Raw genomic sequence first — 12,215 nt, 5'->3', positions numbered from 1 at the left:
GATCATCACCCGGCCAAACCTGGAACTGGAGACACCCCATGACCACATCCACCACATCCGAACAGTCACTGTGGAAGTTGATCCGCGACATCCGCTTCGGCATGCTGACCACACAAGCCGAATCCGGCGATCTGCGCTCGCACCCGCTCACCACACAGAACCGCAAAGAGGACGAGGGGACCGTGCTCTGGTTCTTCATTTCTGCACGCAGTGAAATCCTTCGCGACGTGCTGGCCCGGCACAAGGTGAATCTGGCCTACGCCTCGCCTGAGGATGATCGCTACGTGTCGATCAGTGGCCGAGCACGCCTGGACAACAACCCCCAGCAAAAGCAAGCACTCTGGTCAACCATGTCGCAAGCCTGGTTTCCAGGCGGGGTGGATGACCCGGATCTGGCTTTGCTGGCGGTGGACATCCAGCAAGCAGAATACTGGGACATCAAGAGCAGCAAGATGGTCCAGTTGTTCAAGATGGCCAAAGCGGCCATCACCGGCAAGCAGCCAGAGCACATGGGAGACCACCAAAAAGTGCACCTGACTTGACGGCGGCGTCCTACAACGCCCGACTCTTTCTTTTGCCACAATCGGCGCACGGGGTTCGACCCGGAGCGCCTTTTTGCATTTTTTGGCCGCCGTTTTTAACCACCAGCCAGGTTGGAAAACTCCGGGAAGTTGCGGACACATGGCGGGTGATCGCTCATAATTGTTTTGAACTGGTTTTTACACTTTCAAGGATCTTGGAATGCCTCACGCATTGGTGGTGGATGACGAAGCCGACTCGGCTGAGATGATGGCCACATTGATCGCGATGGAAGGTTTCACCGTCGCGACTGCAGGCTCGCTCCGTGACGCTCGCAAGCAACTCGCGCTGCAGGAACCCGACATCGTTCTGCTCGACTTGATGCTCCCCGATGGCAGCGGCATGCAGTTGTTTGACGACGGCAAGAATCTGAACAACACCGAAGTCGTTCTGATCACCGGGCATGCCAGCCTGGAGACCTCCATCCAGGCGCTGCGCCTGGGCGCGGTCGACTACCTGGTCAAGCCCGTCAACATGAAGCAGTTGCACGGCATCTTGTCGCGCGTGACCAAGCCCTCGGCCTTGAAGGCCGAAGCGGCCGATCTGCAAACGGGCCTGGAAGAAGAAGGCCACTTCGGCTTGCTGTGGGGCCGCTCGGCCGTCATGCGCCATGTGTACGAGCAGATCTTGCGTGTGTCCGGCACGGCGGTGACCGTGTTCATCACGGGCGAAAGTGGCAGCGGCAAGGAAGTCGTGGCCAGCACGGTTCACGACCTGAGCCGCCGACGTGGTCGGCCCTTCCTGGGGGTCAACTGCGGCGCCATCTCGCCGCACCTGATCGAAAGCGAAATCTTCGGTCATGAGAAAGGCAGCTTCACCGGTGCCGATCGCCAGCACCAGGGCTTCTTCGAACGCGCCAGCGGCGGCACGCTGTTCCTGGACGAAGTCACCGAGATGCCGCTCGACCTGCAAGTCAAGCTGTTGCGCGTGCTCGAAACCGGCACCTTCATGCGCGTGGGCTCCACCCAGGTTCAGGAAACCGACGTGCGCATCATCGCCGCCACCAACCGCTCGCCCATGCAGGCCGTGAAAGAGGGCAAATTGCGGGAAGACTTGCTGTACCGCCTGAACGTTTTCCCGATTCACCTGCCCGCGCTGCGCGAGCGCGCCGAAGACGTGCCGTTGATCGCCGAGCACTTTCTGGAGGAAATCTCGCGCCGTGAAGGCCAGGTCAAAACTTTTGACCCCGAAGCCTTGAAACGGCTTTCAGACTATGGCTGGCCCGGCAATGTGCGCGAGTTGCGCAACATTGTTCACCGTGCTTATGTGATGGCCCGAGGCAGCGTCATCGTCGATGAATGCCTGCCCACCACCGACACGCCATTGCCCGTGCTGACCGGCGCGCCCGTCCTGACGATCCGCGTGGGCACCACCCTGGCCGAAATCGAGCGTCAGGTGACGTTGGCCACCTTGGAGTACCTGGGCCGACACAAGGAAAAAACCGCCGCCACGCTCGGCGTCAGCCTGAAGACCTTGTACAACCGCCTCAAGGAATACTCCACCGTGCCAGTCAGCCTGGATGGTGAACTGCCCCCGGACTCGTCATCCTGGGGCGATCTGGGCCGCTGAGCAACGGCCCGCGCGAGGTTCAGCGCTGGGCAGCGGGCAAGTGCCGCTCCGGCGCTGAAGGCCGCCGACGGTAAGTCAGGCCCACCTCGTCTTCGATTTCGGCAAAAGCCGCCTCTGCCTGAAGCTGGGCTTTGCGCGTTGCATACCAACCCTTGCGCGATTTGGACGCATCCCGCGTCGCCTTGTTCGACTCGAATTCATCGCGCAATGCATGGCGTTGTTCAGAAGATGACTTCATCGTGGGCTCCATGTGGAAAATCAGCGGGCGAAAGCAGACAAGGCTGCCATGGGTTTTGACTTCATGCCCCAAGGCGCTTCGGCAAAGAACGACGAGGACCGCCCCAACAGCAACTGGTCAAGCCGCTTGAGAATGGACGGGATGTCCAGAGGCTTTTGCCAGACTTCAAGGAACGTGGTTTCTTGCAACTGCTGAACATCGGCTGCCGTCACGGCGATGGCGGGCACCGAAGAAAGAACCGGTTGCCCGCGCAGGCGTTTCAACAACTCCGTGCCATGACAATCCGGCAGGTTCAGATCCAGCAACAACAAGGCCGGGGGCCGCTTCACCGCAGCTTGGTATCCGTCTTCACCATTGGTGGCGATGGTGAGTTCAAGCGAGGGCAACTGTGCAAACAAGGCCTGCATCAACTGCACATTCACGGGGTGGTCTTCCACGTAAAGGACCTGGGGACGGGAGTGGTGGGCAGGAGGCACGTGGATTCCTCGGCGAGGTTGAATTCACTTTGCCTCAGCAAGCGATATGCCAACCGTCACACACCCTGTCGTCGCCTGTCGAGGGTCGATCAACAGCCTTGAATCGGGAAAATTTACAGAAAAGCATGCAGGCTTCTGGCGACCTCAGAAGCATTGTTTCAAGATGAAACGAATGTAGTTCCAGGCCCTTCAATTGCCACTCCTGAAACGCACGGGCATTGACCCTTGCCGATGGAGATCTCCTCATGCCTTCAAGGACAGAACAACACGTCACGCACGCCGCGGAACGCATGCCGTCGGAGTTGATGGCGGCCATGGCGATGGTCCAGCGTGCTTGTGCCAAGGCCAGCCGCGAATTGGAACAGGTCAATCCAGGCATGGCCCAAGTCATTGACCTGGCCACCGCGCAAATCATCTCGGACCCCTGCGCGGCCTTGCACGTGGCCGCCAGCGTTGGGGTTGCGCACAACCTCCTGCCAGCCTTGGCAGGCTTGAGCGCGGAACTGGCACTGACGACCCACCTGAAAGCGCCAGAGGGCCAGGCGCTTGCAGACCACGCGGCGCAGCTTTTGATGGCTCAACAAGCCATCATGAGCGCGCTGCCCTGCGCGCATCAACTGGTCATGCATCAAAGCACGTCGCGGCAGGTGCGCGAACAAGTGGCCACCGCCTTGACCCACACACTGAGGCTGCCCTTCATCAGCGCAGCGGACACGGTCACGTCCGCGAGTGCCATTGACCATCTGGTCGGCCTGCATGGCGCCTTGCAGTTGGCGGCCACGGCCTTGAACAAGATCGCCGAAGCCATGCGCAACCTCCACCCGGATCAACAAGGCGCCACGCAGTGCGATGCACTGGCCATGGTGTGCCGTCAGGTGATGGGCAACGACATCGCGCTGGTGACCAAAGTCGATGGCGGCCAGCTGGAAGGGCACCCCTTCAAGCCGCTGGTTGCACGCCAGCTCTTGCAAAGCATCCGGCTTCTGACCGACGCGACCACTGTGTTCACGGAATACTTTGTGCGAGGCATCACCGTGAGCCGCGATCGCATCGCTCATGGCTTGGCCAGTTCATTGATGCTGGTCACCTCCAAGCTCACCCTTGAAACCGTTTGATGTTCACCCACCACCATCAGGAGATCAGCATGAACCGCAACCTCTATCACCTTGCCCTGGCCGCCTTGTTCACAGGCACCGTCTGGTCACTGCGCCATCAAGCCAAACAGAAGCGCCAGATGGCCTTGCGATCCAAGGCCAAGCCTGAGGCAGTTCAGACCTGGGAGCATGAAGGTGGGGCACTGCCCCGCACCGGCAGTCAGATGGGCCCGAATCCCACGCTGCCCTGATTGAAGCACCAGGTCGATGGCATGGTGGCGCCATCCGTGTCCTCGATGCGCCGCCAATGCCTGTCCTTGACGATGGCCGCCACGAACTGTTCGGCCACCCTCTCCATGGCGGCATGGTGCAGATCTGTCACGATGCCACTCGCGCTCATGTCGTCGACATGAGATGGCAGCAAGATACCAAGCCCTCTCAACAGATCCACACCCTGCCCGGTGGCAGCCACGGCCTTGCCGTGCTCATAGGCCTCTCGCATGAAGTGAACCGCATCCGAGTCATCCTGCAAACTGGCAACGCTGCCCACGCCGCCAGGGACATACACCGCGTCGAACATCACCGATGGCATGTCCAGCCAGTGGTGGTCCACGCGCACCTGTCCACCGGACTTGCCCTGCAAAGGCCCTGCCCGGTTGGAGACCACCTGAACCTGGGCGCCGCCAGCCTCCAATGCGCGCCGCACGGCATCAAGCTGGACATCATCCAGGCCATCACCCGCCAGCACCGCCACTCTGCGCGATGCCAGCATGGGCAATGGTGGCTCAGCCGCCAGCGAGTCGGCCTGGAGCATGCCCAAAGCCGTGATGGACGAGTCCATCACGATGTCGATGCGTGGTGGGGTTTTCATGATGGCCTCATCGCCTTGATCAGTTGAAAAGGAAATAGAGGATGACCAGCACGAAGGTGGGAACACCCAACAGCCAACCCAAGAAGTACTTACCCATGTTGATTCTCCAAAGTTTGCAGATGCCCCTGCTCAGCAAAGCACGTGCCGCCGATGCACAGGCATACCGATTGCCTTTCACAAAAGATGATGATCAAACAAGGCAAGAAAGGGACACTGCTGGCGCTGGGGTTTTTGGCGGCAACCATCGCCACGGTGGCGGTGTGCGAGTACCAAGGCTGGCCATTCCTCAAAGGCCCTCTTGAACGCACCCTCAGTGAAAAACTGCAAAGGCGCATCGCGCTGGGCGATCAGTTCACCCTTCACCTGCTGGGCGCCATCCGGCTGAGCACCAATGCGTTGACCATTGGCTCCCCAGGTTCGGCCCCCGACCTCTTGAACGCGGTGAACCCTCGGCTTGATGTGCCCTACTCGACCGTGTTTGGATTGGTGGGATCAGGACCGCATCCGCCCATCCGCATCACCTCCCTTGAGTTGGACCGCATGGACGCCACCTTGCGCCGCGATGCCCAAGGGCAGGCCAACTGGCAATTTTCACCACGGTCGGCAAAGACGACCGACTCGCCTGGCATGGGGCTGCCGCGTTTTGACAAGCTGGTGGTCAAAGCCGGCCGCCTGCAGATGCAGGACGATCTGATCAAGTTGAACCTGGATGCCCAAGTCAGCACCACCGAAGGCGATCAGGCGCAAGGCAACAGTGGCCTGCTGATCAATGGCAAAGGGCAATACCTTGAAAAGCCTTTTGACCTGCACATCCGCTCCAGTGGTGTGCTTCCGCTGGCCGCCTCACCCGGCTCGGCGGTGGCAGTGCCGATCACCATGGAAGCCAATGCAGGCCAGTCGCGGCTGCGCTTCAATGGTCAAGCTGTGGACGTGTTGACACTCTCCGACCTGGATGGCACCTTGACACTGTCCGGCCCTTCCCTGGCCGCAGTGGGTGATGCGGTGGGTGTGACCTTGCCCACCACCACGCTCTTCTCATTGAAGGGCCAACTGAGCAAGAAGGGCGATGTCTGGGCGCTCAAGAAAACCCAGCTGAACGTCGGCACCAGCCAGCTGGGGGGCTCATTCACCTTTGACCGCCGACCCAAGGTTCCCCTGCTCACCGGTGAGCTGTCAGGGTCACGCTTTGTCTTGAGCGATCTGGCCCCGGCCTTTGGCGCACAAGCCCCCGGCGCCAACAACCCGGCGCCACCCGACGGCCGGGTGGTACCGCAGCGCACGTTTGACATCCCTTCGCTGCACGCGATGAACGCCGACCTGACAGTGCGTCTGAAGCGCGTTGAACTGGGCTCCTTGTTCGCACGCCCACTTGAACCTCTGGATGGGCAGTTGAAGCTGCAATCAGGGGTGCTGACGATCTCGGATCTGTTGGCCAGCACGGCCGATGGCCAAGTCGGCGGACGTGTCACCCTGGATGGCAATCCGAAGCCCCCCGCCTGGGATGCCGATGTTCATTGGAAAGGCATCCGCCTGGAGCAGTGGCTGAGCCCCCGCAACCAGTTTGCCGGGCAAGAGGAGCCCGACAAGGGCAAGCAGAACCGCTACGTGACTGGCCAGTTGGGAGGCCACGCCAAGCTGCATGGTCAGGGCAACTCGGCCGCCCAGATGCTGGGCACCATGGATGGCGACGCCCAAGCCTGGGTGCAGGATGGCACCGTGTCCCACCTGGTGGTGGAGGCCATTGGGCTGGACGTGGCCCAGGCCCTGGGCGTGGTGGTGGTGGGCGACGACTTGATGCCCATGCATTGTGCCGCCGTCCGCGTGAAGGCACAGCAAGGCGCCTTGAAGCCCGAGGTGGGGGTGATCGACACGGATGACTCCACCATTCTGATTTCGGGCTCACTGTCACTGGTGGATGAAAGCCTGGACCTGGTCATGAGCGCCAAACCCAAGGACTTCAGCCCGCTGACCTTGCGCTCGCCCTTGAAGGTGCAAGGCACTTTTGCCGATCCCAAGTTCAGGCTGGAAGCCAAGCCTTTGGGCCTGAAAGTCATTTCCGCGGTAGCCTTGGGTTTCGTCAACCCTCTGGCCAGCATCATTCCTTTGATCGACTTGGGCGACAAGACCGATGGCGGCTGCCAACAGGCCCTGGCGAAACTCAAAGGTGACCGACCCAACACCAAAGCGGCCAAGGTGGTCCGCCCATGAACCAAACCGCAAAGGGATCCATGACGATCACGCCCCGTGTCACCCGCTCCCTGAGCGCCTCTCTCCTCATGATGGTCGTGCTGGCCTTGGCCGCCTGCAGTGTGGTCAGACTGGCTTACAACCAGGCCGACCACCTGGCCTACTGGCAGCTGAACCGGGCGTTTGACTTCAATGACGAGCAATCGGTCAAGGTAAAGGGGGCGATCAGGCAATGGTTCCAATGGCACCGCCGCACCCAATTGCCGGTGTATGTGCCCTTCCTGGTTCGCGCCGAGAAAGAAGCGCTGGCGCCGGTGTCGCCTGCCCTGGCTTGCGAGCGCCGCACCGAGCTGGAAGGTTGGGGCCGCAAGGCCATCGACCACGCCGTGCCCGCCATGGCTGATCTGGTGCTGTCCCTCAGCCCCGATCAGATCAAGCACCTGGAGAAGCACCAGGCCAAGACCAACGACGATTTCCGGGACGACTACCTGGAGGACAGCGTTGAGGATCGCAACGAAGCCGCCGCCAAGTTCGTGATCAAGGTGGCCGAGATCTTTTACGGCCGCCTGGACACCGCACAGCGCGATCACGTGAAGAGCGAGATCGCCGCGCTGCCGTTGAATGCGCAGAACGTGCTTGAGGAGCGCCAGGTCTATCAACGCGAGTTCGTGCAACTGATCCGCAAGCTCAGCGCCCAGAAAGCCACCCAGGCCCAAGCCCAGCAGGCACTGCGCGAACTGTTCCAGCAGTTCTTCGATCCACCGAAGGAACCTCTGCGCAGCCAGCGCCTGCAATGGATCGCCGCCGGCTGCAAGCTGACCTCAAGCCTGCATCAAAAGACCACCCACGAGCAGAAAGAAAAAGCCGCGCAACGCCTGCGCGACTGGGAGTCCGACCTGCGCATCCTGAACAAGCAAGCCACCTGAGCACGATGAAATACCTGCAAATCTATGGCGGCATTGCAGTGGTGATGCTGGTGCTGGACATGGTCTGGCTCGGTTTCATCGCCAAAGCCTGGTACCAGCAAGGCATTGGCCACCTGATGTCCGCGCAGCCCAACATGGCCATTGGTGCCTTGTTCTACCTGCTTTTCCCATTGGGATTGACGATCTTTGCCGTGCTGCCCACTGGCGATGATCCAGGTTGGACCAAGGCCGCCCTGATGGGCGCCTTGTTTGGTTTTTTTGCCTACGCCACCTACGACATCACCAACCTGGCCACCCTGCGTGATTGGCCGATCAAACTGTCGATCATCGACGTGGCCTGGGGCAGCCTGGTCAGTGGCCTGGCCGCGGGTGCGGGCAAGGCCGTGCAAGTCCACGTCGGACATGTCTGACAAATTCTTAGGCGACGGCCTATGGTCCGGCAGCGCGGATGACACCACAGTGAATCATCCCTGAATCCGTTATGAAGGCCTCGCCATGCTGCAAACACGATCGGTCCGAACCTTGGCGTTGACCGCGCTGATGGCCTCCTTGAGCGCGATGGCCTGGGCCGATGCCAAACTGCCCGTGTCTGCAGGCACCGGTCCGAACCCGCAGCTTCCCAAGCCCGACAAGTCATTGATCCCCACGGTGAACATCGCCCCCGCCAAGGGCTGGCCCACCGGGGGCAAGCCCTCCACCGCCAGCGGCACCACGGTGTCACGCTTCGCCGAAAATCTCGACCACCCTCGCTGGCTGTACGTGCTGCCCAACGGCGACGTGCTGGTGGCGGAAACCAACGCGCCACCCAAGCCAGAAGATGGCCAAGGCCTCAAAGGCTGGGTGATGAAGAAGGTGATGAAAAGAGCCGGGGCCGGCGTGCCCAGCGCCAACCGCATCACCCTGCTGCGCGACGCCAATGCCGATGGCGTGGCCGAGACACGAACCGTGTTCCTGCAGGGCCTCAACTCGCCCTTCGGCATGGCCTTGGTTGGCAATGACTTCTATGTGGCCAACACCGATGCGGTGTGGAAATACACCTATGTGCCCGGCCAAAGCCAGATCCCAGGATCCGGCACCAAGGTGGTGGACCTGCCCGGCGGCCCCATCAACCACCACTGGACCAAGAACCTGATCGCCAGCAAAGACGGCACCAAGCTTTACGTGACCGTGGGCTCCAACAGCAATGTGGCCGAGAACGGCATGGACGCCGAAAAAGAACGCGCAGCCATCCTGGAGGTAGACCTTAAAACTGGCAGCCGCCGCGTCTTTGCCTCAGGCCTGCGCAACCCCGTTGGACTGGGTTGGGAGCCCGAAAGCGGCGCCTTGTGGACGACCGTGAACGAACGCGATGAACTGGGCAGCGACCTGGTGCCCGACTACATGACCTCGGTCCGAGACGGTGGTTTTTACGGCTGGCCCTACAGCTACTACGGTCGGCATGTGGATGACCGCGTGAAACCTGCCAACCCGGGCCTGGTCGCCAAGGCGATCGTGCCCGACTATGCCTTGGGGCCGCACACCGCTTCCTTGGGCCTGAGCTTCTCGCAAGGCACCACCTTGCCGCTTCAGTTCTCCAATGGCGTGTTCATTGGCCAGCATGGCTCGTGGAACCGCGAGCCTCGCAGTGGCTACAAGGTGATCTTCGTGCCCTTCAGCAAAGGCAAGCCCACCGGCGAACAACCTTTGGATGTGCTCACCGATTTTGTGAACAAGGACGGCGATGCCCTGGGTCGCCCGGTGGGTGTGGTCATCGACAAGCAGGGCGCTTTGTTGGTGGCCGATGACGTGGGCAATGTGATCTGGCGCGTGACGGCTTTGCCCACGGCCGCACCACCCAGAACCCCCTGAAGGAGTTCCATCATGTTCAACCCCGACCTGGTCTCGCCTTTCCCTGTGCGCTACGAGGCGCGGTTCGAGCATGCTGAAGCCAGCGAAGCCAGCACCGAGTACGGCTTGGCAGATGCGCCCCCGGCCCCAAGCCATGGGCTGCTGCGCGGCGAGTTGCGGGTGCTCACCGGTTTGCCGCCAGCCTTGGCCCAGGGCATGTTCACCACGCCCATGGCCTACCCTGTCGTCATGCGCTTGTCGAGCATCCCTGGCGACTTGGCCGACGCCAGCGGGCCCACCCCACGGTGCATGGCCATCAAGGTGCTGGGGGTGGAAGGCGCACGCCTGCCGGGATCGGAAGGCCAGGTCACGCAGAACTTCGTGTTGATCAACAGCCCACGCAGGGCGGTGCCCCCCCGCAAGGGTCTCATGGCCACCTTGAAAAGCATGGGTAGCGGCAGCCACCCGGACACCCACATCGTGGGCGAGACCTTCTATTCGCAAGTGCCCATGCTTCACGGCACCTACATGGCCAAGCTGTCGGTGGTGCCCATCTCTCCGGGCATGCTGCTGCTGGAAAATGCCCGACTGGATCTGCACGACAAGCCCCACGGCTTGCGCGATGCGGTGCTGGATTTTTTCTCAAGCCACAGCGCGGAGTGGGAGGTTCGTGTGCAGTTGTGCACGGACATCGACACGATGCCGATTGAAGATGCCTCGGCCGTGTGGCCAGAAGAGGTCAGCGCCTACCTGCCCGTGGCCCGCATCACGGTGCCACCTCAAGCAGCCTGGAGCGAAGCACGCGCGGCTGTGGTCGATGACAGCTGGTCATTCAACCCTTGGCAAGGTCTGGCCGCGCACCGCCCTTTGGGCGCCATCATGCGCCTTCGAAAGGCGGCGCAGGTCACCCAGGAACCGAAGTCGCTGGACGACCTGCCCGATTGAGCTTCAGGCCACCACGTGCTTGCGTCGCCGGTCCACCGGCGGCACCTTCAGCAACTGACGGTACTTGGTGACGGTGCGACGTGCCACCTGCAGACCCTGCCGGGCCAACTGACGGGCGATCTCCGCGTCTGACAAAGGATTGGCCAGATTCTCGGCATCGATCATGTCCTTGATGACCCCACGGATGGCCGTGGCCGAGCACTCACCGCCGCTGGCCGTCGGCATGGCGCGCGAGAAGAAGTACTTCAGCTCGAACACGCCCACGGGGGTGGCCATGAACTTGTTGTTGGTCACCCGGCAAACCGTCGATTCATGCAAGCCCACCTCTTCGGCGATCTCTTTCAAGCCCAGCGGCTTCATGGCCAAGGGGCCAAACTCCAGGAAGTGGTGCTGGCGCTTCAAGATGGCCTGCGACACCATCAGGATGGTGGAGAAGCGCTGCTCTACATTGCGCACGGTCCAGCGCGCTTCCTGCAGGTTGGCCGCCAACTCGGCATGGTTGGAATCACGGTGCTTCTGGAACAGCTCGGCGTACATCTGGTTGATGCGCACACGTGGCACCACCGCCGGATTCAGCGAAGCCACCCATTCACCACGCACCTGCTTGACGATGACATCTGGGGTCACGAACTGGGTGTCCGAGGCCGTGCCAAAGCGCCAACCAGGCCTGGGATCCAGGTGACGGATGCGCTCGCACGCGGCATCGATGTCGGCCGCTTTGCAGCTGAGTGTCTTGGCCAGGCCCGCCACGTCGCGCTGAGCCAGCCGACTGAGGTAATGCGTGACGATGATGCGTGCCAGGTCACGGACCTGCTCGTCTTCGATGGAAGGCACTTGCAACAACAGGCACTCGGACACACTGCGGGCACCCACCCCCATCGGGTCCAGGGTTTGGACCTGCTTGAGTGCGGCCTCCATCTCGGCCTCACCGGCCGCAGGCGACAAGTCGGTCAACGCCGACAGCTCCATCAAAGGGGTGCGCAGGTAGCCATCGTCATCCAGAGATTCAATGATGGTGACCACCAGCACCCGCTCGCGGTCACTCAAAGGCCAGGCGTTCATCTGGGTGCGAAGGTAGGCGCGCAATCCCAGGTCATCGGCCACCATGTCGATCATGCTGGTGTCGGAATCGCCGCCTGAGCCGGTGCGCGCGCCAGTGGCCGATTGCCAGCTGTCGCGCTCCCAGGAGGGCTCGGCATCGCTCATGGCCGAAGGGGTCTCGGCATCCATGGATTCGGAGACGGCCTCGGCCACTGGCTCGGCCACCGCAGGGGTTTCGCTGGCATCGGCCGCATCGGCACCGGCGGTGTCTTCTGGCTCTAGAAATGGGTTCTTGCCCATCGCATCGCGCACTTCCTGGGCAAAGTCCAACGATGACAATTGCAGAAGGCGCACCGCTTGCTGCAAGCGGGGGGTCAGAGCCTGATGCTGCCGGTGTTCCTGGCGAATGGCCGGTGAGTTCATGGGGCGTCTCTCTGAGGTGTCATGGGAGTGACTCTCTTT

Annotated in this window: 13 protein-coding genes; 9 read left to right on the top strand and 4 right to left on the bottom strand. The window is 61.6% G+C overall.

Going from position 1 to position 12,215, the window contains the following annotated elements:
- Positions 1-38: 38 nt before the first annotated feature.
- Together Q7V20_RS13280 and Q7V20_RS13275 are read left to right on the top strand one after the other, a co-directional pair.
- Positions 39-542, top strand: a complete 504-nt coding sequence (locus Q7V20_RS13280) for a pyridoxamine 5'-phosphate oxidase family protein (protein ID WP_304791806.1) — start codon at positions 39-41, stop codon at positions 540-542.
- A gap of 199 nt (positions 543-741) precedes the next feature.
- On the top strand, positions 742-2,148 hold the full coding sequence (locus tag Q7V20_RS13275; protein WP_304791803.1) for a sigma-54 dependent transcriptional regulator: 1,407 nt from the start codon (positions 742-744) through the stop codon (positions 2,146-2,148).
- 19 nt (positions 2,149-2,167) lie between these two features.
- Here the strand turns inward: Q7V20_RS13275 and Q7V20_RS13270 are convergent, their stop codons facing one another.
- On the bottom strand, positions 2,168-2,386 hold the full coding sequence (locus tag Q7V20_RS13270; RefSeq protein ID WP_304791800.1) for a hypothetical protein: 219 nt from the start codon (positions 2,384-2,386) through the stop codon (positions 2,168-2,170).
- A 20-nt stretch (positions 2,387-2,406) separates the two neighbouring features.
- Complete coding sequence (locus Q7V20_RS13265) at positions 2,407-2,862, bottom strand: response regulator (RefSeq protein ID WP_304791797.1); 456 nt, start codon at positions 2,860-2,862, stop codon at positions 2,407-2,409.
- 245 nt (positions 2,863-3,107) lie between these two features.
- Here Q7V20_RS13265 and Q7V20_RS13260 point away from each other — a divergent pair, with 245 nt between their 5' ends.
- Both Q7V20_RS13260 and Q7V20_RS13255 read left to right on the top strand, forming a co-directional pair.
- Entirely contained in the window at positions 3,108-3,977 is an 870-nt protein-coding gene (locus Q7V20_RS13260; protein ID WP_304791795.1) for a lyase family protein, read from the top strand.
- A 29-nt stretch (positions 3,978-4,006) separates the two neighbouring features.
- A complete protein-coding gene (locus Q7V20_RS13255) occupies positions 4,007-4,207 on the top strand; it encodes a hypothetical protein (protein WP_304791792.1) in 201 nt (66 codons plus the stop codon).
- On the opposite strand, the gene Q7V20_RS13250 is transcribed toward Q7V20_RS13255, so the two are convergent.
- The gene (locus Q7V20_RS13250; RefSeq protein WP_304791789.1) at positions 4,177-4,827 is read right to left on the bottom strand and encodes a DJ-1/PfpI family protein; all 651 of its coding nucleotides are present in this window, start codon (positions 4,825-4,827) and stop codon (positions 4,177-4,179) included. The two genes, Q7V20_RS13255 and Q7V20_RS13250, sit on opposite strands and share 31 nt — an antisense overlap.
- A gap of 183 nt (positions 4,828-5,010) precedes the next feature.
- Between Q7V20_RS13250 and Q7V20_RS13245 the strand changes: the two genes are divergently transcribed.
- The 5 genes from Q7V20_RS13245 to Q7V20_RS13225 all read left to right on the top strand — a co-directional run bounded on the left by Q7V20_RS13245 (position 5,011) and on the right by Q7V20_RS13225 (position 10,712).
- Positions 5,011-7,035 (top strand): AsmA family protein, encoded by a 2,025-nt coding sequence (locus Q7V20_RS13245; protein WP_304791786.1) that lies wholly within the window; start codon positions 5,011-5,013, stop codon positions 7,033-7,035.
- Positions 7,032-7,940, top strand: coding sequence for a DUF6279 family lipoprotein (locus Q7V20_RS13240; protein ID WP_304791784.1), 909 nt, complete (start codon positions 7,032-7,034; stop codon positions 7,938-7,940). Before Q7V20_RS13245 ends, Q7V20_RS13240 begins: the two co-directional genes overlap by 4 nt.
- Before the next feature lie 5 nt (positions 7,941-7,945).
- Positions 7,946-8,350, top strand: a complete 405-nt coding sequence (locus Q7V20_RS13235) for a DUF2177 family protein (RefSeq protein ID WP_304791782.1) — start codon at positions 7,946-7,948, stop codon at positions 8,348-8,350.
- Between the two features lie 130 nt (positions 8,351-8,480).
- Positions 8,481-9,788 (top strand): sorbosone dehydrogenase family protein, encoded by a 1,308-nt coding sequence (locus Q7V20_RS13230; RefSeq protein WP_304791845.1) that lies wholly within the window; start codon positions 8,481-8,483, stop codon positions 9,786-9,788.
- Between the two features lie 12 nt (positions 9,789-9,800).
- Positions 9,801-10,712 (top strand): catalase family protein, encoded by a 912-nt coding sequence (locus Q7V20_RS13225; RefSeq protein ID WP_304791779.1) that lies wholly within the window; start codon positions 9,801-9,803, stop codon positions 10,710-10,712.
- 3 nt (positions 10,713-10,715) lie between these two features.
- Here the strand turns inward: Q7V20_RS13225 and Q7V20_RS13220 are convergent, their stop codons facing one another.
- Positions 10,716-12,176: an RNA polymerase factor sigma-54 gene (locus Q7V20_RS13220; RefSeq protein WP_304791777.1), complete on the bottom strand. Its 1,461-nt coding sequence runs from the start codon at positions 12,174-12,176 to the stop codon at positions 10,716-10,718.
- Positions 12,177-12,215 lie beyond the last annotated feature (39 nt).

Origin of the sequence: Aquabacterium sp., assembly GCF_030652515.1 — a bacterium.
Classification (GTDB): Bacteria; Pseudomonadota; Gammaproteobacteria; order Burkholderiales; family Burkholderiaceae_C; genus Aquabacterium.
This window is presented reverse-complemented; position numbering and strand designations above follow the sequence as displayed.

Bases quoted from the DNA above. Each gene is read 5' to 3' on its own strand.
- Q7V20_RS13280 (WP_304791806.1), top strand. From the start codon at position 39: ATGACCACATCCACCACATCCGAACAGTCACTGTGGAAGTTGATCCGC.
- Q7V20_RS13275 (WP_304791803.1), top strand. From the start codon at position 742: ATGCCTCACGCATTGGTGGTGGATGACGAAGCCGACTCGGCTGAGATG.
- Q7V20_RS13270 (WP_304791800.1), bottom strand. From the start codon at position 2,386: ATGAAGTCATCTTCTGAACAACGCCATGCATTGCGCGATGAATTCGAG.
- Q7V20_RS13260 (WP_304791795.1), top strand. From the start codon at position 3,108: ATGCCTTCAAGGACAGAACAACACGTCACGCACGCCGCGGAACGCATG.
- Q7V20_RS13255 (WP_304791792.1), top strand. From the start codon at position 4,007: ATGAACCGCAACCTCTATCACCTTGCCCTGGCCGCCTTGTTCACAGGC.
- Q7V20_RS13250 (WP_304791789.1), bottom strand. From the start codon at position 4,827: ATGAAAACCCCACCACGCATCGACATCGTGATGGACTCGTCCATCACG.
- Q7V20_RS13245 (WP_304791786.1), top strand. From the start codon at position 5,011: ATGATGATCAAACAAGGCAAGAAAGGGACACTGCTGGCGCTGGGGTTT.
- Q7V20_RS13240 (WP_304791784.1), top strand. From the start codon at position 7,032: ATGAACCAAACCGCAAAGGGATCCATGACGATCACGCCCCGTGTCACC.
- Q7V20_RS13235 (WP_304791782.1), top strand. From the start codon at position 7,946: ATGAAATACCTGCAAATCTATGGCGGCATTGCAGTGGTGATGCTGGTG.
- Q7V20_RS13230 (WP_304791845.1), top strand. From the start codon at position 8,481: ATGGCCTCCTTGAGCGCGATGGCCTGGGCCGATGCCAAACTGCCCGTG.
- Q7V20_RS13225 (WP_304791779.1), top strand. From the start codon at position 9,801: ATGTTCAACCCCGACCTGGTCTCGCCTTTCCCTGTGCGCTACGAGGCG.
- Q7V20_RS13220 (WP_304791777.1), bottom strand. From the start codon at position 12,176: ATGAACTCACCGGCCATTCGCCAGGAACACCGGCAGCATCAGGCTCTG.